Origin of the sequence: Shewanella basaltis (assembly GCF_023283885.1) — a bacterium.
Classification (GTDB): Bacteria; Pseudomonadota; Gammaproteobacteria; order Enterobacterales; family Shewanellaceae; genus Shewanella; species Shewanella basaltis.
In genome coordinates this window covers 23,667-44,273 of record NZ_JAKILA010000003.1, presented here as the reverse complement: position 1 = coordinate 44,273, position 20,607 = coordinate 23,667, and the positions used below count along the sequence as shown (strand labels likewise).

Annotated in this window: 16 protein-coding genes; 9 read left to right on the top strand and 7 right to left on the bottom strand. The window is 41.7% G+C overall.

What is annotated here, in order from left to right:
* Nucleotides 1-94: 94 nt before the first annotated feature.
* On the top strand, nucleotides 95-802 hold the full coding sequence (gene queC, locus L2703_RS03460; RefSeq protein WP_248969754.1) for a 7-cyano-7-deazaguanine synthase QueC: 708 nt from the start codon (nucleotides 95-97) through the stop codon (nucleotides 800-802).
* Between the two features lie 225 nt (nucleotides 803-1,027).
* Nucleotides 1,028-1,657: a rhombosortase gene (rrtA, locus tag L2703_RS03455; RefSeq protein ID WP_248969925.1), complete on the top strand. Its 630-nt coding sequence runs from the start codon at nucleotides 1,028-1,030 to the stop codon at nucleotides 1,655-1,657.
* Nucleotides 1,658-1,674: 17 nt separating this feature from the next.
* Here the strand turns inward: rrtA and L2703_RS03450 are convergent, their stop codons facing one another.
* A complete protein-coding gene (locus L2703_RS03450; protein ID WP_248969753.1) occupies nucleotides 1,675-2,292 on the bottom strand; it encodes a hypothetical protein in 618 nt (205 codons plus the stop codon).
* A gap of 594 nt (nucleotides 2,293-2,886) precedes the next feature.
* Here L2703_RS03450 and trhA point away from each other — a divergent pair.
* The 3 genes from trhA to L2703_RS03435 all read left to right on the top strand — a co-directional run bounded on the left by trhA (nucleotide 2,887) and on the right by L2703_RS03435 (nucleotide 5,070).
* The gene (gene trhA / locus L2703_RS03445; RefSeq protein WP_248969752.1) at nucleotides 2,887-3,570 is read left to right on the top strand and encodes a PAQR family membrane homeostasis protein TrhA; all 684 of its coding nucleotides are present in this window, start codon (nucleotides 2,887-2,889) and stop codon (nucleotides 3,568-3,570) included.
* A gap of 107 nt (nucleotides 3,571-3,677) precedes the next feature.
* Nucleotides 3,678-4,022 carry an MGMT family protein gene (locus L2703_RS03440; protein WP_248969751.1) on the top strand — a complete coding sequence of 115 codons (345 nt, stop codon included), beginning with the start codon at nucleotides 3,678-3,680 and terminating at the stop codon, nucleotides 4,020-4,022.
* A 43-nt stretch (nucleotides 4,023-4,065) separates the two neighbouring features.
* Entirely contained in the window at nucleotides 4,066-5,070 is a 1,005-nt protein-coding gene (locus tag L2703_RS03435; protein ID WP_248969750.1) for a DUF3108 domain-containing protein, read from the top strand.
* Here L2703_RS03435 and L2703_RS03430 read toward each other — a convergent pair.
* Nucleotides 5,056-5,835 (bottom strand): class II glutamine amidotransferase, encoded by a 780-nt coding sequence (locus L2703_RS03430; protein WP_248969749.1) that lies wholly within the window; start codon nucleotides 5,833-5,835, stop codon nucleotides 5,056-5,058. The genes L2703_RS03435 and L2703_RS03430 overlap by 15 nt on opposite strands.
* A 259-nt stretch (nucleotides 5,836-6,094) precedes the next feature.
* Here L2703_RS03430 and fadE point away from each other — a divergent pair, with 259 nt between their 5' ends.
* Nucleotides 6,095-8,542, top strand: coding sequence for an acyl-CoA dehydrogenase FadE (gene fadE / locus L2703_RS03425; RefSeq protein ID WP_248969748.1), 2,448 nt, complete (start codon nucleotides 6,095-6,097; stop codon nucleotides 8,540-8,542).
* 507 nt (nucleotides 8,543-9,049) lie between these two features.
* Entirely contained in the window at nucleotides 9,050-9,484 is a 435-nt protein-coding gene (locus tag L2703_RS03420) for a PaaI family thioesterase (RefSeq protein ID WP_248969924.1), read from the top strand.
* A 627-nt stretch (nucleotides 9,485-10,111) separates the two neighbouring features.
* Here L2703_RS03420 and L2703_RS03415 read toward each other — a convergent pair.
* The 4 genes from L2703_RS03415 to dapA all read right to left on the bottom strand — a co-directional run bounded on the left by L2703_RS03415 (nucleotide 10,112) and on the right by dapA (nucleotide 16,663).
* Entirely contained in the window at nucleotides 10,112-13,207 is a 3,096-nt protein-coding gene (locus L2703_RS03415) for an efflux RND transporter permease subunit (protein WP_248969747.1), read from the bottom strand.
* Nucleotides 13,204-14,286 carry an efflux RND transporter periplasmic adaptor subunit gene (locus tag L2703_RS03410; RefSeq protein ID WP_248969746.1) on the bottom strand — a complete coding sequence of 361 codons (1,083 nt, stop codon included), beginning with the start codon at nucleotides 14,284-14,286 and terminating at the stop codon, nucleotides 13,204-13,206. The genes L2703_RS03415 and L2703_RS03410 overlap by 4 nt, the downstream gene beginning before the upstream one ends.
* Nucleotides 14,287-14,673: 387 nt before the next feature.
* The gene (gene bamC, locus L2703_RS03405; RefSeq protein ID WP_248969745.1) at nucleotides 14,674-15,774 is read right to left on the bottom strand and encodes an NlpB/DapX family lipoprotein; all 1,101 of its coding nucleotides are present in this window, start codon (nucleotides 15,772-15,774) and stop codon (nucleotides 14,674-14,676) included.
* A gap of 7 nt (nucleotides 15,775-15,781) precedes the next feature.
* Entirely contained in the window at nucleotides 15,782-16,663 is an 882-nt protein-coding gene (gene dapA, locus L2703_RS03400; RefSeq protein ID WP_248969744.1) for a 4-hydroxy-tetrahydrodipicolinate synthase, read from the bottom strand.
* A gap of 280 nt (nucleotides 16,664-16,943) precedes the next feature.
* Here dapA and L2703_RS03395 point away from each other — a divergent pair, with 280 nt between their 5' ends.
* Both L2703_RS03395 and bcp read left to right on the top strand, forming a co-directional pair.
* Nucleotides 16,944-17,480, top strand: a complete 537-nt coding sequence (locus tag L2703_RS03395) for a glycine cleavage system transcriptional repressor (RefSeq protein ID WP_248969743.1) — start codon at nucleotides 16,944-16,946, stop codon at nucleotides 17,478-17,480.
* Between the two features lie 83 nt (nucleotides 17,481-17,563).
* On the top strand, nucleotides 17,564-18,031 hold the full coding sequence (bcp, locus tag L2703_RS03390; RefSeq protein ID WP_248969742.1) for a thioredoxin-dependent thiol peroxidase: 468 nt from the start codon (nucleotides 17,564-17,566) through the stop codon (nucleotides 18,029-18,031).
* A gap of 253 nt (nucleotides 18,032-18,284) precedes the next feature.
* Here bcp and L2703_RS03385 read toward each other — a convergent pair whose 3' ends face one another.
* Complete coding sequence (locus L2703_RS03385) at nucleotides 18,285-20,444, bottom strand: cation:proton antiporter (RefSeq protein WP_248969741.1); 2,160 nt, start codon at nucleotides 20,442-20,444, stop codon at nucleotides 18,285-18,287.
* Nucleotides 20,445-20,607 lie beyond the last annotated feature (163 nt).

The window sequence follows — 20,607 nt, the reverse complement described above, 5'->3', positions numbered from 1 at the left end:
CTTAGGCTCACCTTAGGTAAAATATCTTTTCGATTTTTTCTGAAAAGCACAGCTTATATCAACAGTTGTTTATCAGAGCGTTAAGAGTATATTCATGTCAAACACAACACCTAACACCACCAAAGCATTAGTTGTATTTAGCGGCGGACAAGATTCGACCACCTGCCTCATCCAAGCGTTAACACAATATGACGAAGTGCATGGCATTACCTTTGATTATGGTCAACGTCATCGTCAAGAAATAGAAGTCGCAAAATCGTTAGCTGTTGAGCTCAATTTAGTCAGTCATAAAGTGATGGACACCACACTGTTAAACGAGTTAGCTATTTCAGCATTAACCCGAGATGCCATCCCTGTGTCGCATGAACTCATGAATAATGGTTTACCTAACACTTTTGTGCCAGGGCGTAACATTTTATTCTTAACGCTAGCAGGAATTTATGCCTACCAATTAGGTTGCGATACCATTATCACAGGGGTGTGTGAAACTGACTTTTCTGGCTACCCAGATTGTCGTAATGAATTTATTCAGTCGATGCAACAATCACTGGCACTTGGCATGGACAAACCAATCAAGATTGTGACCCCATTAATGTGGCTCAATAAGGCTGAAACCTGGGCATTAGCTGATAAATACCAACAGTTAGCCTTAGTACAACATCAAACCCTAACCTGTTACAACGGTATTGTAGGGACAGGTTGTGGCGATTGTCCGGCCTGTTTACTTCGTCAACGCGGACTAGACGATTATTTGCAAAATCAAGCCACGGTAATGGCTTCTTTAAACAGTAAAATGGGGTAATACGAATACCTAGGCCATGTTATACTCAAATAACGGTAAATGAGGGTAACTAAACGCCCCTTATTGAGCCGCTGTTAATGTTGGCTAATGGAATGATGTTCACGCTAACACTGTTAAATCAAGGCATGCGGCCAACCATTGGCTGCAAATAACCTTGAAACCCTGTTATAGATCATGGCTCATTGAAGATCTATACTGACTCTGAACTAAGGACTGTTAGAGGTAATTTTGGCCAGACAATCAAACGCTGTAGGACCCTATCATTTTTTGGTGGTGATCAGTTTACTCTGTATCGCACTGTTTGCTGCTGACATTCCCACTCCTGCCATACTGCCGATAGATCACTATCTTAGTTACCAATATGACAATATTTCTCAGGGCGAGATCTGGCGTTTAATCACCGGAAATGTATTACATACTAATCTTTGGCATTTGTTGATGAATCTTGCTGGTTTTTGGGTCATTGTGTTTTTACACGAAGTACACTACAAGCGTCACCCTGAAAAACTAGTTTTGTTATTTGTGTGTTTATGTCTACTCGAAGGGATTGGGTTATATCTTTTCTACCCTGGTTTAAAAGCCTATGTCGGCTTAAGTGGTATGTTGCATGGTTTATTTGCCTTTGGTGCAATGATGGATATTCGCAAAGGCTACTATTCTGGCTACTTACTGCTTGTGGGTGTCATCGCTAAGGTGGCCTACGAGCAATACTTTGGCGCTACAGAAAGTATCACTGAATTAATTAACGCCAGGGTGGCCACAGAGTCCCATCTAGTGGGTCTGATATGCGGCTTGCTATGTGCGCTATGTTGGTCTGTTGTCGCGAATCGCTTTAAATATAACAAACTGTCATAACCCGCCCTGTTAATAGGCTACTCTTCGGTAGTGTTACTGTTTGGCTTATTTTGTTGGTCACTTTGCTGCGCTTGTGTGCTTGATTGTTGCGCACGCTCAACTAACTTATTGTATTGTGCTTCAGTAATTAAATAGCTCTTTAATGGCGGTAAAGACGTTGCAGCTTTAGGCTCTAATGGAATACTGTCTAAGCCGCTGATATCGACACGGCCAAATATCAGTGCTATCAAAATCACCACAAGGTGGATAGTGAATACAGCAAGCCAACTATGCTCTCCTATTGCCCTAATACCTTTTTGCCACAGACCTGTATTTGCCAACCTTGTGTCTTCATCACTCAGTAATAATGTGTTGTTTACCTGAGAAGATGAAACCGCGCCGCTAAACTGTAATTGAATATCATCGGCAACTTGTTGTTGATGCAGTTTAAGGCTGTCATCCTCTATTGTGTGCTCTGCTGAAATAAACGGCGTAACGTTATGATTAAACCTAATGTACTCAAGGTGCCTATTTTGTTGACACTCATCGGTATGGCTATCTTCAACCTGGGTATGTATCTGTGTTGCAACTGGTGCAACTCTAATGTCGCCCGTTGGTATGTGTGGTTGCTGAGGAGGTAACATTTTATCCGACATACAGGATCCCGGTGTTCATAATGAGTAAAAATAACCTTAATAGACAAATAATGCTGTGTTTACTTGTTCAAGTATTGCACGATATTCTCAATACATCACAGCAACAGTCACAAAGGTTATCAGTATAACGCTTTCCTTGCCTCGACTTGCATTATTTTATGTATATTAATACCATTCCGCGTTAGCAAGTGATCTCTCAGCGAGAATTTAAAAGGGCTTAAACAAGGCGAATGACTGAATGAATAGTGATTCTCTTTCGAAGTCATGCAACGCAGTATAAGCCCTTTTAAAACTCGCCTGAAAGGAATGCCCCAGCCGCTTTTGCTTTACGTTCTCGCTATTTGAAAGGGAACACCATTACTGCATAGCGACGCCTTAATCAAAAACCGCTGGACGTATTCTGAGTGGTCACTTATTAATGCGGAATGGTATAACCATACCCCTACACTCATTTTAACGTAATAGCATGAATAGATTACCAAAAAAACAAACTCAATTTCAGCTTACACGTGTTCACCTAAATATGGTATTTTACCCATTAGACTGATAAACTACCCTAGCTCAAAATCCATCCACGTTAATAAACAGGATAGTATGAATTCAATCACAGATACATTATCAACAGACCAGCATGCCCCTGCTCACTCAATATCAGACTATTGCGATAAAGAAGAACAGGCCAATGCCATATCCCATGCTCTTGGCGTTGTTGCTGGTATTGTAGGGTTAATCTTAATGCTATTAAAAGCCTCAACCGACCTGTCTTTGATACAGTTAGGCGGCATTGTGGTTTATGGATTGAGTATTGTGGTGTTATTTATGGCATCTACGCTATACCATTCAAGCAAAAGTCATTTATGGCGTAAACGTTTTAAAATGGCTGATCATTGTGCCATTTATACTTTAATTGCGGGTACTTACACCCCCTTAATGTTGATCAGTATTCAAAGTACTCAGGCAACAATAGTGTTAATTGCAATCTGGTCACTTGCACTTGGCGGTATTATTTTTAAAACCTTGTTTATAGGCCGATTTAAAGTATTTAGTGTGCTGCTATATTTAATTATGGGCTGGCTATGCGTCACGGTTATGGGTGATTTAAAAAGCCAAATGAGCGAGTTAGGCCTCAGTTTATTACTGGCTGGCGGTTTATTTTACAGCCTTGGGGTTATTTTTTACGTTGGTAAACGCATTCCATTTAATCATGCTATTTGGCACCTATTTGTACTCGGTGGTGCGTTTAGTCACTTTTTCTGTATCTACTTAACGGTACTCTAAGGCGCCCCCTTAACAATCCTTCATGTATATTGCAGTTGTACATTAACTGCATTTTTTTTATTATCAATTGCTAATGAAGATATACCATCCCCTTAGGTTGCAAGGACATGAATAAACTGACTCCAATGGAGCGAATATGGTTTATTGTTAATCTTATCCCTCGCGGCGCTGTGTTACCTTATGGATTAGTTGCCGATTTAGCAGGATTGCCTGGCAGGGCTAGGTACGTATCAAAAGCCTTAAAATTAGCGCCCCAAACCCAGCCTTTGCCCTGGCATAGAGTGATTAATAGCCAAGGCAAGATATCATTTGCAAAAGACAGTGAATCGTTTCGTACACAGCAAGAATTACTAAGGTTAGAAGGGATAACAGTGAACGCTGGCAAGATTTCGTTGTCTCAATACCAATGGAAGCCAGATCTTGCTACCTTGGTGATGGGGCTACCCTTTTAATATCATACGGCTGACTTTTATTAATGGTTGAGGTAAAACGACATTGGTCAATAAATTAACTCGCTTACTGATTATGATGTGCTTTATCAGCCCAGTACCTGTGGTGTTGAGTGCTGCTGGCTCTCAATCATCAAATGCTGATACAGAATCAACCACCAAATTGAGTGCATCAGACACCTTAGCAATTGAGCAAAAAATAGAGCAACACGCCACACAAAACCCATTAACTATTGATGTACAATCGGCCATTTTATCCCCCCTAACGGCTCACAGTGCTAAATACACAGTGTTTTATGGTGATATTGAACTTGGCGAAGCCAATTACCGACTTCCTGCCTCAGACAGCGGTTTTTATACCTATGAGTTTAATAGTGATGTGAGTTTACTCATGTTATCTGATCAACGGCACCTTAAAAGTGAATTTACCCTAGAAAATGGCAAACTCGTGCCTTTTAGATACGTGCATGACAGAACCGGTACAGGCAGTGACTACAACGAGCAAACCGCTTTTGCCAAAGCACAAAAGTTTATTCATACCATTTATAAAAAAGAAGCAATAAAACTGCCATACGAAGATAAAGTATTTGACCCTCTTATGGTGCAATTGCAATTTAGAATGGACTTAGCAGCTAACTTAAGACCATTAGATTATAAAATGGTTAAAGAAAAAGAAGTCGATGACTATCAATTTCGTGTACTAGGTACAGAAAAAGTCACCCTCGCCAGTGGCACTTACGACACGGTCAAAGTAGAGGTCATTCGCGAGGCGAAAAAAGCAAAAAAACGTCAAACTTACTTTTGGATGGCCACAGATCTTGCCTACCTGCCTGTGCGATTAAGTCATTATTCGAAGGGCAGCAAGCAATTAGATATTCAATTAGCTAGCTACCACTTCGAAAAACCATTACCGCCGATGACGCCAGTCGTGGTCGATGGACCTTTGTCTGTTGATGCCGCAGGCATCGAAAACGAGCGCAACGACAATAAAAGCAACACAGAGATTAGCCACTCAGAACTTGAAGAAATTAAACGTCTAGCTGCGGACTAGCTCACCTTGCCTAAATAATTTCCACTCACCAGGTGACAACACAACCCAATTTTCGTTGTTAGTTAATGGCCTGGTTGCAATAACAGTGACCACGTCGTTAGGCGTGGTTTCTTTGCTAAAGTCGATGACTACATCAGTATCAATGAGTCTTGCTTGACCAAAAGGAGCGCGACGGGTGATGTGGCATAAATTATTGGTGCAATACGCCATTAAATCGATGCCATTACTCAGCAACATATTAAATACGCCAAGCTCACGAATTTCGTCGGCAAGTTGGGCTATGTAATCAAAAACAAGCTGCATATTGTGCGGCTCGTGTTCACCAAACTGTTTTACAACAGATTCTAAAATCCAGCAAAAAGCCAGTTCGCTGTCAGTATCACCCACGGGTTGAAAGCGTGAAACTCCGGCAAACGTTTGTTCATATCCAGTTAGTTGACCATTATGTGCATAAGTCCAATAGCGCCCCCACAGTTCTCGGGTGAAAGGGTGAGTATTAACAAGAGACACACAACCTCGATTAGCTTGTCGAATGTGGCTTACGACAATTTCACTCTTAATGGGGTAAGATTTAATTAATTCAGCAATATGAGACTGGCTACTTGGGCAAGCATCTTTAAAAGTACGATTACCCTTGCCTTCATAAAACGTAATCCCCCAACCATCAACGTGTGGACCTGTTACACCACCTCGTTCAGCCAAACCTGTAAAACTGAATACAATATCGGTTGGTACATTGGCACTCATTGCCAGTAATTCGCACATTAAAATTACCTGTATTGTTGTTAAATTACGCTAAATTGAGCGATTTTAATAAGTGGATCGTATTGTATCTACTATGCTTATCGAGTGGAATATTTCAAACACGGAAATATTTAAACAATTGTTTGAAAAACACTTGTATTCAAGGCTACATAAGGTTAACTTTTACGTGACACAGGTCTGACCACAATCTTTCTTGTGAATGAGATCAACAATAAATAAGCTATTTTTGCCCACATAAATAGCTTTAAGGAGAAGTACAGTGACCACCCTACTTTGGATCATCGCGATGATCTTTGTGCTCGGCGCAATGGCATACCTTAGAGTATCGCTATTATCGACAACAATTGCTGCGGCAGTTGTTATGGTCGTTGGCAGCACAATGGACATTATTAGTGTAATTGCTTGGATAGTTTTCCTTGTTATCGCACTGCCTCTAAACATTAAATCTTTCAGACAGAATTTTATCAGTCGTCCACTGTTAAAAGTTTATCGCGGCATTATGCCTGAGATGTCTTCTACCGAAAAAGAAGCCATCGAAGCGGGTACAACTTGGTGGGAAGCAGATCTGTTTGCCGGTAACCCTAACTGGAGCAAACTGCATAATTACCCTAAAGCACGCCTTAGCGCTGAAGAACAGGCTTTCCTAGATGGTCCTGTTGAAGAAGTGTGTAAAATGGTAAATCAACATCAAGTATCGCATGAGCTTGGCGATTTGCCTCAAGACGTTTGGCAGTACCTTAAAGATAATGGCTTCTTTGCCATGATCATTAAGAAAAAGTATGGCGGTTTAGAGTACTCTGCTTACGCACAATCTTGTGTGTTACAAAAATTAGCAGGCGTGAGCAGTGAGTTGGCTTCTACCGTTGGCGTACCTAACTCTCTAGGCCCTGGCGAATTATTACAGCACTATGGTACTAAAGAGCAGCAAGATCACTACTTACCTCGTTTAGCCAAAGGTTTAGAAGTGCCATGTTTTGCACTAACAAGCCCAGAAGCGGGTAGTGATGCAGGTTCAATTCCAGATTTTGGTGTGGTATGTAAAGGTGAATTCCAAGGCGAAGAAGTGCTTGGCATGAAGCTCTCCTGGAACAAACGCTACATAACCCTAGCTCCTGTAGCCACGGTATTAGGTCTTGCGTTTAAACTGCGTGACCCAGAACATTTATTGGGCGATAAAGAAGAATTAGGCATCACGTGTGCGTTAATTCCAACTGACATCCCAGGAGTAGAAACCGGCCGTCGTCATTTCCCATTGAACTGTATGTTCCAAAATGGCCCGACCCGCGGTAACGAAGTGTTTGTACCATTAAGCTTCATCATTGGTGGTCCAGAAATGGCCGGCCAAGGTTGGAGAATGCTAGTAGAGTGTTTATCTGTTGGTCGTGGTATTACATTGCCGTCAAACTCTGCTGGTGGCGTAAAAACCGCAGCGGTTGCAACCGGTGCCTATGCACGTATCCGTCGCCAATTTAAATTGCCTATTGGCAAGTTAGAAGGTATTGAAGAGCCAATGGCACGTATTGGTGGTAATGCATACCTTATGGATGCAGTAGCAACCTTAACCACAACCGCTATCGACTTAGGCGAAAAACCATCGGTTATCTCTGCCATTGTTAAATACCATTTAACAGACAGAATGCAAAAATGTGTCATTGATGCAATGGACATTCATGGTGGTAAAGGTGTGTGTCTTGGCCCAAATAACTATTTAGGCCGTGGCTATCAAGCTGCACCGATTGCCATCACTGTTGAAGGTGCAAACATTTTAACCCGCTCAATGATTATTTATGGTCAAGGTGCTATTCGTTGTCATCCATATGTATTGGCTGAGATGGAATCAGCCTTTGATACTGATGCAAATCGTGGTTTAAACAACTTTGACGCTGCAATATTTGGTCACATTGGGTTTGCTACTTCTAACTTTGTGCGTAGTTTCTGGATGGGCGTGACGTCTTCGTACTTCACCAATAGCCCGTACTCAGATAAAACCAAGCGTTACTACCAACAAATGAACCGTTTCAGTGCTAACTTAGCATTGTTATCTGATTTAGCAATGGCGACATTAGGCGGTAATTTAAAACGTAAAGAACGTATTTCTGCTCGTTTAGGCGATTTATTGAGCCAGTTGTATTTAACCTCAGCAACGCTTAAACGTTATGAAGACGAAGGTCGTCTAACTGAAGACTTGCCACTTGTACAATGGGCTGTTGAAGACTCACTATACAAATTACAAGACTCATTAGATGACTTATTGAACAACTTCCCAATGGGTCTTGGTATTGCACTACGTGCTGTAATATTCCCATTTGGTCGCCCTATCAAGCGCCCTAGTGATGTATTAGATCATAAGGTCGCTAAGATAATGCAAACACCATGTGCTAGCCGAGACCGTTTAGGTAAAGGCCAGTTCTGGACTGCATCTGAGTTCAATGCTGTGGGTATCCAAGAACAAACGTTTAAAGATATCTTAGCGGCTGAGCCATTGTACGACAAAGTCTGCAAAGCTGCGGGTAAACGTCTACCATTTATGTGGTTGGATAAAGTTGCAGCAGAAGGTAAAGCGCTAGGCGTGTTAAGCGACAGCGAGATCGCTTTACTTGAACGTGCTGAAATTGGTCGTCTTAAGTCAATTAACGTTGATGATTTTGACACTAATGAATTACGCGCTCAACTTGCCCCGAAAGCCAAGCAAGAAAAAGCAGCTTAAACAATAAGTTGATGTAAAAAAGGTAAAGCATGTGCTTTACCTTTTTTTATCGCTAAAATAAAGCAGAAATTGCGGCAAGCTAGTTGTTCAACCTTCAACATTGCTCACCACGTCATAAGCGATGTTAACCAACAAGAATGATCACATTTGTGCTTAATGGTGAAAGCCTTCTAGACTTTGCTTACTCGCTATTTAACTAACCTCAGCTCTGGATAACAAACGCCTTTCAAGCAGTCCTTTGCCTTCCTCACTGCGTTGAATTAACTTGCAATAGGCTAGCTATTGACGCGTTAATTCGCCTTGTTAGCAAAGCAAATCACAAGCTTGACAGTGGATTTTAGTCAATCTATTGATTTATATCGTTATCAATACATCTCTTATCCAGAGTTGAGGTTAACTAGAGAATAACCACGACGACAAAGCGATACGTTAATTAAAAACAACGGGAAACATTCTCAGTGGTCACTTATTAATACTCAATGGTATTAATCCAGATAACGTAAAAGGATAATAATGAAACACCTTACAGGACTTCAACTGATGCAAGCCATGTTAAATGGCCAAATACCTGCCCCTTCTATTAGCGAAACAATGCCTATGACAGCAATTGATGTCAGTGAAGGTAAAGTCATATTTGAAGCCATGGCAACTGATCGTCACCTCAACCCTATGGGCGGCGTTCATGGTGGCTTTGCTGCCACAGTATTAGACACAGTAACCGCATGTGCCGTTCATTCAGCCTTGCCTGCAGGTGTGAGTTACTCGACTATCGACTTAAATATTAAAATGGTGCGCCCTGTTCCTCAAAATAAAACCTTAATTGCAAAAGGTAATTTGATGAACCTGTCAAAGTCTCTAGGTATTTCAGAGGGTACATTAACAACTGAAGACGGTAAATTGTTAGCCACCGCAACGGCAAGTTGTCTTATTTTACGTCCGTAAATAATACCCTTAACAACAAAAAGCCAGTCACTTAGGTGACTGGCTTTTTAGCAGTTTACACACGCGTGTGTAAATTAATACCATTCCGCGTTAGCAAGTGATCTCTCAGCGAGAATTTAAAAGGGCTTAAACAAGGCGAATGACTGAATGAATAGTTATTCTCTTTCGAAGTCATGCAACGCAGTATAAGCCCTTTTAAAACTCGCCTGAAAGGAATGCCCCAGCGGCTTTTGCTCTGCGTTCTCGCTATTTGAAAGGGAACAACCATTACTACATAGCGACGCCTTAATCAAAAACCGCTGGACGCATTCTGAGTGGTCACTTATTAATGCGGAATGGTATAACCTGAACTCGGGATAATAAACGCCTTTCAAACAGTCCCTTGCCCCGCTAACTGCGTTGAATCGCCTTACAATAGGCTAGATATTGACGCGTCAACACGCTTGTGAGCAAAACAAATAACAAGCTTGAAAGCGAGATGGGTAACATATTGATTTTAAATGGTATAAACTCATCCCTTATTTCAAGCTCAGGTTAAATTAGTTTCTATGGCCTGTAGATCTTTCAATGCTCGACTAAACAGGTTTTTAACTCGAACAATACTCAACCAGCAAACATCAGCAGGCCCTAGTCTTCTTTTAACTCTATTTCTAACTGTTTTGCGACAGCTTCAGGTGAACTGCTGTTGCGTGCAAACAAGCTATAAGCAACAGGGATCACAATTAACGTGAAAAATGTTGCCAGTAAAATCCCCGACAATACCACCACGCCTATAACAAATCGGGTTTCAGCCCCTGCGCCAGATGCAATAACCAATGGTATCGCTCCTGCCGCAGTGGTAATGCCTGTCATCAAAATAGGACGCAAACGTTGAGTCGATGCTTGCAATATTGCCTGCTGGAATTCAACGCCTCGATCACGCAACTGATTCGAAAATTCCACAATCAAAATACCATTTTTAGCCGCCAAGCCGACCAACATGATAATACCGATTTGGCTGTAAATATTGATACTTTGCCCAGTAAACCATAAACCAATCAGAGCACCTAACGTTGCTAGAGGCACAGTAAGCATGATCACCATTGGGTGAATATAACTTTCAAACTGGGCAGCTAGCACTAAAAACACAATCCCTAGGGCCAGCACAAAGACAAAGTTCATAGAACTTCCGGATTCCTGATAATCCAATGATGGGCCTTTGTAGCTAATAACGGCTTCAGCGGGTAAGTAGGTTGCAGCGAGATCGTTTAAGTAATCTAATGCTTCACCTAAGCTATAGTCTGGCGCTAAATTAGCCTCAAGGGTAATCGAACGCATACGATTGTAGCGGTTTAGTGAACTCGCATCGGCAAACTCTTCAATAGACACCAAATTAGACAGCGGAATTAACGATTGAGAGCGCTCAGAACGCACATAAATGTTTTCCATGTCTGTTGCAGTACTTTGGTTATCTCGGTTGCCTTCAACAATCACATCATACTCTTCGCCTTCACGCATAAACGTAGTCACGAGGCGAGAACCCAACATAGATTCGAGTGTACGACCAATATGCGAAATAGACACACCTAAATCTGCGGCGCGCTCTCTATCAATCACCACTCTAAGTTGGGGCTTGGTTTCCTGATAATCATGATCTAAGCCTACGATGTTATGATTTTCCTGTGCTTTTTCAAGCATGGTGTCACGCCAATCGGCTAGCTCTTCGTAACTAGAACCACCAATAACAAACTGAACAGGTTTTCCTACACCACGGCCAAATGCTTGACGCATGATTGGAAATGCCCTTATCCCCGCCAAATCGGCTAGTCGGCTACGAATATCGCCAATAATTTCATTAGCACTTCTTCGCTCAGCCCAATCCTCGAGCACAATAATTGCCATACCATTTGAAAAATCAGCCGAATTACCAAATCCTCGTGGGGCTCTTATCAATAAACGTTTAATATCACCGCTTTCAACCAGTGGCATCAATCGCCCTTCAACCTCGTCCATGTATTTTTCAATGTATTCAAAACTTGCACCTTGCGGGCCGTTAACCATCAAAAACATCGATCCACGGTCTTCTTGTGGGGCAAACTCTTGTGGCACTTTATTGAGTAAATAACCACTCAAGGCAAAAGAGATAAGTACAATTAAAGACACTAACACAGGTCGTTTAATACCTGCGTGCAGGGTAATTAAGTACCAATCGGCTAATGTATCCATCATTTTGTCGACTTGCTTCACTAACCAAGGATCTTGATCTGCACTTTTGAGTAATTTAGAACACATCATGGGTGTTAGGGTTAAAGCTACAATACTTGAAAATATCACAGCCGCACTCATGGTCACCGCAAACTCTTTAAATAGTTTACCTAAATCGCCTTCTAAGAAGGTAATAGGCATAAACACAGCAACAAGGACTAATGTGGTCGCAACAACGGCAAAGGCTACCTCTCGGGCTCCTAAGAAGGCCGCTTTTAAAGGTGAATCCCCCTCCTCGATACGTCTATGAATGTTTTCGAGCATCACAATCGCATCATCGACCACCATGCCAATGGCTAATATCATGGCCAGTAACGTCAATAAGTTAATGGTGTACCCTAAGGCATAGAGCACAATAAATGTTGCTAACAAAGACACAGGTACTGTAATTGCCGGAATTAACATTGCTCTTACGGAACCTAAGAACAAATAAATCACCACTATCACCAATATCATGGCAATAAATAAGGTTTGATACACCTCGTCAATTGACGCTTCAATAAACACTGAACTGTCGTAAGAGCGTTTAATCTCCATGCCAGCTGGTAAGGTCGGATTTAATTTATCAACGAGCGCATTTGCTGCCCGCGCGACTTCTAATGTGTTGGCTGTAGACTGCTTACTCACGCCCAAACCAATCATCGACTCTTTGTTACCTCTAAAGATGATGCGTTCTTCTTCAGAGCCAATTTCAACCTTGGCAACATCAGACAGTTTCACTAAATAGCCGTCATCACCTTGAGTGATCACTAAGTTAGAAAAATCTTCTGCCGTTTTAAATACACGGTCTAAACGAACGGTAAAGTGACGATCTTTTGATTCAATTGAACCGGCGGGCAACTCTACGTTTTCAGATCGCAGCGCATCTTCAACATCGGCCACCGTTAAGTTACGTGATGCAAGCGCTTGACGGTCTATCCAGATCCGCAAGGCGTAGACTTTACCGCCACCTAAACGCAAAGTAGACACGCCATCAATCACAGAGAAACGGTCAACTAAGTAACGATTGGCATAATCGGTTAGCTGTAATGTGTCCATTTGATCAGAGACCAAATTTAACCACATGATCACTTCATCGCTGCCATTAGCTTTAAAAATAGAGGGTGAGTCGGCTTCTTCAGGTAATTGTTCTAATAAACCCGATATGCGGTCACGTACGTCGTTAGTTGCTGCCTCAATATCGCGATTAATATCAAATTCAATGGTGACACTTGAACGGCCATCACTGCTTGAAGAAGTAATGTTACGAATACCTTCAATACCACTAACTTGGTCTTCAACCAGCTGAGTGATTCGACTTTCTACGACAGAAGCACTCGCCCCCCGATAACTGGTCTCAACAGACACTATCGGCGGATCGATGTTAGGGTATTCACGTAGTGGTAATTTACCAAATGACACTAAACCAAGCACAATCAGTAAAATACTAATAACAGATGCAAAAACCGGCCTTTTAACCGATAAGTCAGTTAATATCATGCCGATGTCTCCATCTCTTCGACTTGAGCAAACTTAAAGTTCTCTGCTTGCTGAACCTTAACCTCATCACCTGGACGGACCTTTAAAATACCGCGAATAATGACTTGTTCACCTGCGGCTAAACCCTCAGTAATTTCAGCCCAACCACGAGAACGGATCCCCAAGGTGACCTGCTGTTGCACCACTTTATTGTCTTCATTAACGGTATAGACAAAATGTTTATTTTGAATTGGAATGATCGCAGCTTCTGGCACTAGCAGTGCTTCACGGCTTTGTTTTATCAACTTAACTTTCATTAGCATGCCTGGCAGCAAACTAAAATCGGCATTGGGCAGCACAGCGCGCACGAGCACGGCACGAGTTTCAGGATTAACCCGACTATCAATCGATGTCACAACACCTTTAAATACTCTGCCAGGATAAGCAACTGCATGCGCTTCTACGAGTTTTCCGGGTTTAAGTTCCTGAATAAACCGCTCTGGAACTGAAAAGTCTAATTTAATTTTACTGACATCATCTAAGGTGCTGATCTGCTCACCAGGGGTGACTAAGCTTCCGACACTCACTTGTCGTAAACCGAGTCGACCTGCAAACGGGGCTTTAATAATACGATCATTTAACGCTGCATTTGCCTGTGCCACTTCTGCACGGGTGGTATCAATTAAACTTTGTAGGCGGTCATGCTCTAACTCTGCAACGGTCTTGCTGCTCACAAGGGTACTGATACGGTCAAGTTCACGTATATTTTCAGCCAACTTTACCTCAGTCACAGCAACTTTGGCTTTTTGTTCATCGTTGCGTAATAACACCAACACCGAACCTTTCTCGACAATGTCACCGTCATCAAAATTAATTTGATTTACGATTTCAGCCACTTTTGAGGTAACGATAATTGACTCAAACGCTTTCCCCGTGCCAAGTGCTTCAACTTCGTCGCGAATAGGCATCATTTCTACCTTACCCACAACAACATTAGGGATCACCCGCGGCCGTTGAACTTGGCTTGTTTCTGGTTGATAAGAGAAATAACCGAACAGCGCGATTAACACTATGGCGATCAGTAATATGATTTTTTTCATTGTTTTTCCGTAACCATCCAAGGTAAATGAATAAGTCTTTAGCTGATGTTTTGGGCCTGTTGATCTGTCAAGGTGGCTTTGCCGCAAAGATACAGGCCCTAGTAATGTGATTGTACTCAGCAACACGCCTGCTTCAAGGCGTTTTACTTTCGAGTACACACTACGAATTTACAGTTCTTAAGGTTCAAAACTGGGTTTTACTCACAAAATACGCATAAAAAACCATTAATCTGCATATTTATTGCTTAAAACTGACTTTAGAGTGAATATTTTTACGTTAATTTGTTACAAAGACCTTACACTTGACACAAATTGTGACAATTGGCACAAAAAAAAAGACGTTCAAATTGAACGTCTTTTCAAAATAGCAAATGTTACCGCGTATATTTAGCGTACTTTACGGTCTTCTTGCATCAAATCTGACAAAATTTGATAAACCTCAGTAATCGCATCATTGTCCAGTGGATTGTCTTCCACATCGCGCAATAAAATCTTGGTTTGGTCTGCGTTTTCTGCTTCTTTAAGCATTAGGCGATAGTTACCCTTTTTCAATGATAATTTATCTTCGCCCCACAGCGAACTCCAAAAGCCACCGCTTTCCACTAAATTAATAAAGAACAGCCCTTTACTGGTGTCCATATCAACCACATCAAAGCCCATCTCTGGTAGCACTAAACGCAGGCGCTCCCACACAGAGTTGTAATTAGCATCAGCTAACCAATAAGACTCATCAGTGTCTGTACCTGTGACTAAATCAACATTAATACCACGGCTTTTCTCAATGCGAGCTGCACGAATAGCTTTGTCACGCTCAATACTCATATAAACAATGGCATTGTTAAGCATATCTGTCGTATAACGGCGTTTGTCATCGCCACTTAGGATAATTTGTTGATCTTCACCGTTATACAGCTCTTGGTGGTCGAGTAGGTTTATCTCTACGCTACCTGAGCGACCATGCGGCTTAACGTCAATGTTGTAACGATAACGTTGACGCAGAATATACACTTTATCGCTGCCCCACCAACTCGATTCAATCACTTCTTGGTGCTCAATCCAATCGGTTTCGATAACGCCAGCGCTATAATCTTCAAGACTCAACTTCATGTTATTTTTAGCTAAATAGCCTTTAATAACGTCAAATATTTCTTGTTTTAAATCAGTATTATTGTCAATTGAGTCAATGATAATACGCATATTATCACTGCTCTCTTCAATATAAGTCCCCTCAGCCATCGGTAAAACCTGAAGCGGTGCTCGAATATCGAGCTTTTTACCAATTAACGACTTATCTGATTTAGTGCCGACAGGCGGAATGTCATATTCTTTACTATAAGTTGGGGTGTTTAGCCCTTCAGGAATAGTCAATAACGGCTTGGTTTCAGCATTAATGAAATCATCATCGCCATTGGCCTGACGACGGTCTAACGGCGTACTGCAAGCTGAGACAGCAGCAACAAGCAGTAATGGAGTCACTTTCTTAAACATGAATTTATTATACCTTTATCTGGGCTTGTTTCATTGTTTCTATTAACAGACCATGAAACTGCTCAGAAAGTTCAGTTAAAGGCAAACGAATATGTCCATGAGTGATTAAACCCATTTTGTGAACCGCCCATTTAACCGGGATTGGGTTAGCTTCACAAAATAATGAACTGTATAAACCTGTTAAAGGTTCATCTATCGTTTTCGCTAATGATTCATTTTTTGCTAATGCGGCATCACACATGGCTTTAAATGCACGTGGAACCACATTATTGGCTACCGAAATGACACCATTACCGCCAAGCAATAAAAACTCTCTTGCGGTCGCGTCATCGCCACTGTAGAGCAAAAAGTCTTCACCACACAGCTCACGTAATCGCGCCACACGGCTCACATCACCGGTTGCTTCTTTCACACCAATAATGTTTTTAACACTCACTAATTCAGCTACGGTTTCTGGCTTCATATCAACCGACGTTCGGCCAGGCACATTATACAAAATTTGCGGAATATCAGTGCTTGCAGCCACAGCTTTATAATGGGCAATTAAGCCTTTTGGTGTGGGCTTATTATAATAAGGGGTTACACCAAGCATGGCCGCTACACCAGTATTGTTGAGTGACTTAGTCAGTTCAACTGCTTCGGCTGTTGCATTAGCGCCGTTACCACCTATAACAGGAATTCGACCTGAGGCAAACTTAACGGTTTGAGCCACAACAGCAGCATGCTCTTTCATTGGTAATGTTGCCGACTCACCGGTCGTACCAACAGCAACAATGGCATCAGTGCCCTGTTCGATATGAAACTCTACAAGCCTTTCAAGACTTGCGTAATCTATTGTGCCATCACTGTTCATTGGTGTGATTAAGGCTACGATGCTTCCGTTTATCATCTATCTTCCCCAAGGTTTCAGGATTCGCTATGTTACTGATGCCAACCACTAATGACAAGCACTACGACAAGCATAATCCGAAATAAGTCATTTATGGCTAATCTAATCGGATAAGCTAGCATTTTTAAGCATGACTTAGAAAAAATAATCACATTAATGTGAGCGATATAGGTTAGTATCTTGAGGTGTTTTACAGATAAATGTTAGCATTACTTCCCGCATGTAAACGCAATGCTTAAGCATGTGTTTCACTCAACGTTATCGACAGTGAGGAAAATCCATGACCAACTATCTGGTCGTTACGGCAATGGGCGCTGATCGCCCTGGTTTAGTCAGTCGTTTAGCACGATTAGCAAGTGAATGTGATTGCGATATCGTCGACAGTCGTATGGCACTATTTGGTAATGAGTTTACCTTAATTATGATGATATCGGGTTCATGGGCTGCCATTACAAAAATTGAAAGTTTATTGCCCAGTTTAAGTGTCGAACTTGAATTAATGACCGTCATGAAGCGCACATCAAAACACACACCTAAGAATTTTATTTCACGTATTGAAGTTCGTTTTAATGGTGAAGACCAACGCGGCACAATGAAAAGCATTACCCAGTTTCTTGCAGATCGCGGGCTAGACTTAGCCGCCGTCCGTTCCCATGCAGATGACAACGACAACCTCAAAACGCAATCGATTTTACTAGCCATCAATATCCCTGACAAAGTCGATTTATTACAGCTTGAGCAAGGCATTCACGAGTTAGCAGAGTCTTTATCGCTTGAATGTTCAATTAAGCGAATGCAAGGCATTGCGGCGCCTTAATCACTGAGTTTTAGGTGTTTACACCATGAACCTAATTCAGATTGTCATCGTATTATCCGCCACTCATTTGACAAGGAAAAAATATGAACACATTAACAGTTGGTGACACGGCACCTCTTTTTAGCTTGCAAAACCAATCAGGCGAAACCGTCACTTTAACGCAAGCATTATCCCACGGCCCCGTATTAGTTTACTTTTACCCAAAAGCCTCAACACCTGGCTGTACAGTACAAGCACAAGGGTTACGCGACATCAAAGCACAACTTGATGACCTAAACGTCACTGTATTTGGTATCAGCCCAGATCCCGTGGCTAAATTGGCTAAATTTGCTGAAAAACAAGCACTCAATTTCACACTGTTAAGCGACGAAGACCATGCGGTTGCAGATGCATTTGGCGTGTGGGGAGAGAAAAAATTCATGGGCAAAATATACGACGGCATTCATCGGTTAAGCTTTATTGTTGGTACAGACGGCAAAATAAGCCATGTATTAGACAAATTTAAAACCAAAGATCATCACGAAGTGGTATTAACGACCCTAGCCAACTAATTTCCATTAATGATGTGACCAATCCAGTCGCTCATCGCACACATAAAAAAGGCTTAGCAATCATTGCTAAGCCTTTTTTTACACTTTGTTTTAACCATCCACATTAAAATAATATGATCATGCTTACTGGTTAACATCGCTTATCACCACGTTAGAAATGCTAGAGGTAGAACAACGACCTCACTACAATTTCTGCCTTGTTATAAGCGATTTTCCTGGGCGATCTCTGATCACTTATTTATCCTAATTGGTATTAAACCGATTTAGGATCAACCTGCGACTCAGGTTTGGTTTCATCTTCAGATGATACCTGTTCATTTGCTTCAGTACTTTCTGCTGCAGCTTTTTTTGCTTTCTCTTGCGCAGCTAATTCTTTGGCCATTTCAGCGGCTTCTTTTTTAACTAAAGCAGCCTCTTCTTCAGCGAGCAGGCGCGCTTTTTCTTGCTCTTCAAACAAGGCAAGTTCTTCTTCTTTACGACGGGCTTTTTCAATTGCACGTTGTTCAGCTTCTTCTGCTTCTCTAATCGCACGGGCTTCTGCAGCCGCTTTCGCTTCGGCTTCTGCTAAGGCTTTTGCTTTACGCTCTGCTTCTTCATCTAACGCACGTTGGATAACGGCTTGCTCTTGAGCTTCTTGTGGCAATAAGCTAATCAACTCAATCCCAACTGGATAGTCAAACGGACCAGCACCAGAAAGCACTTTCACTTTACCTTCTTTAGTTAAATAAACTAAAGGCATAGCCGTTTCACCGTAACGCTTTCTAAAGTGTTCAATGGTGAAGTTTTCAGTAATGTTAGTCACTTTTAACACCGCACCTTTTGCCATTAGACTAGCAATTTTTGCGTACGAGATGTTTTCGCCAAATAAACACAAACGTTTTAAATACGATTCAGACAATTGGTGACGAGCACTGCCGCTGTCAGCATTGTTTAAACCATATACCTTTTCAACACCCAACAAATCTTGGAAGTGGAAAGTCACTAGCGGGTTTAATTGGCGATATGGCGACATCACAAGTACGCGCCCGACACCACTTAAATCCATATAGGTTTCAGCGTGTTCAGAAGCTGGGTTACCAAAATACACCGGAATATTTTCCATGCGTGCCTGGCGAATACTGTCCCAGTTATTGTCTGCTAATACCACTTTAATGTTTTTAGAAATTAGCAAGCTCGCTAGCTCACGTGAAAACTTAGACGCACCAAAAATAAGCAACCCTTGGTTTGACCCTTCTTTCACCCCTAAAAACTTTGCCCAACGGCCAGCGGTTAAACTCTGAATAACAACGGTACCAATAATGATTAAAAACACTAAAGGAACAATCGATGACGCACCTTCTAATCCAATGGCTTCAAGCTTAATCGCAAATAAAGACGAAATAGCAGCAGCAACAATACCCCGTGGCGCGACCCAACTTAAAAACCACTTATCTTTTGAAGATAAATTGGTTCCAAGCCCAGAAATCCAGATACTTAATGGTCTAGCAACAAACATCACCACTAATAAAACCGCAAAACCACCAAATCCAAGATCAAGCATCGCACCTGAATCGAGTCGTGCTGCCAACAAAATAAACAATGCCGATATCAATAATACCGTTAATGTTTCTTTAAACTCTAAAATGTCTGCAATGTCTACACCGCGCATGTTAGCCAGTAAAATACCCATTACAGTAACGGTTAATAAACCTGACTCATGTTGAAGCAAGTTAGAACCAACAAACACGCCTAACATAATGGTTAATACGGCTGTGTTGCGTAAATAATGCGGGAAAATATTGTTACGAATGGCAATACCAATGAAGTAACCCGCTGCAATCCCTAAACCAAAACCAATCACTAAGGTTAAGCCTAACGCATGCAACACATGGGTGGTCGGATCGTTTGATACAGCAATATATTCAAATACCAATACCGCCATTAATGCGCCAATAGGGTCAATAACAATACCTTCCCAACGCAAAATACTGGCAAGATTAGACTTTGGCTGAACCGTTCGCAGCATTGGCACGATTACCGTAGGTCCGGTCACAACAACCAAGGCGCCAAACAGTGCAGCAATACTCCATTCAAATCCCATCAAAAAGTGGGCAGCAGGTACAATAACCAACCAGGTCACTAAGGCACCAACACTGACTAAGTTTGTGACCATACGACCATGGTCTTTAATTTCTTTAAAATTAAGCGTCAAGGCGCCTTCAAATAGAATAACCGCAACCCCTAATGAAATAATCGGGAAGAGTAAATCGCCAAAAATAGCATCAGGATTCAAAATCCCCAGGCCAGGCCCTAATAATAAACCACACAATAACAGTGGCAAAATGGCTGGTAAACGTAATTTCCACCCAACCCATTGACACAAAAGCGATAGCACACCGATTAATGCCAGCATGCCGGTAATGTGTTCAACCATAATGATTTCCTTCTTTTCAATACATTGCCAACATAAACATGATTGCAATGTGCTTCACGGTGATACGTGAACTGTAATAAACGTCAGGTTTCTTTTTATAACCTAAACCTTAAAGGTTGTAATAACACTAACGAGGGTTCACAACATTGTTCCTCAATCAAGG

Coding starts and splice junctions, on each gene's coding strand:
- bamC (WP_248969745.1), bottom strand. CDS start 15,774: ATGTTTAAGAAAGTGACTCCATTACTGCTTGTTGCTGCTGTCTCAGCT.
- dapA (WP_248969744.1), bottom strand. CDS start 16,663: ATGATAAACGGAAGCATCGTAGCCTTAATCACACCAATGAACAGTGAT.
- L2703_RS03440 (WP_248969751.1), top strand. CDS start 3,678: ATGAATAAACTGACTCCAATGGAGCGAATATGGTTTATTGTTAATCTT.
- L2703_RS03450 (WP_248969753.1), bottom strand. CDS start 2,292: ATGTCGGATAAAATGTTACCTCCTCAGCAACCACACATACCAACGGGC.
- L2703_RS03395 (WP_248969743.1), top strand. CDS start 16,944: ATGACCAACTATCTGGTCGTTACGGCAATGGGCGCTGATCGCCCTGGT.
- trhA (WP_248969752.1), top strand. CDS start 2,887: ATGAATTCAATCACAGATACATTATCAACAGACCAGCATGCCCCTGCT.
- L2703_RS03385 (WP_248969741.1), bottom strand. CDS start 20,444: ATGGTTGAACACATTACCGGCATGCTGGCATTAATCGGTGTGCTATCG.
- L2703_RS03410 (WP_248969746.1), bottom strand. CDS start 14,286: ATGAAAAAAATCATATTACTGATCGCCATAGTGTTAATCGCGCTGTTC.
- queC (WP_248969754.1), top strand. CDS start 95: ATGTCAAACACAACACCTAACACCACCAAAGCATTAGTTGTATTTAGC.
- bcp (WP_248969742.1), top strand. CDS start 17,564: ATGAACACATTAACAGTTGGTGACACGGCACCTCTTTTTAGCTTGCAA.
- L2703_RS03430 (WP_248969749.1), bottom strand. CDS start 5,835: ATGTGCGAATTACTGGCAATGAGTGCCAATGTACCAACCGATATTGTA.
- L2703_RS03415 (WP_248969747.1), bottom strand. CDS start 13,207: ATGATATTAACTGACTTATCGGTTAAAAGGCCGGTTTTTGCATCTGTT.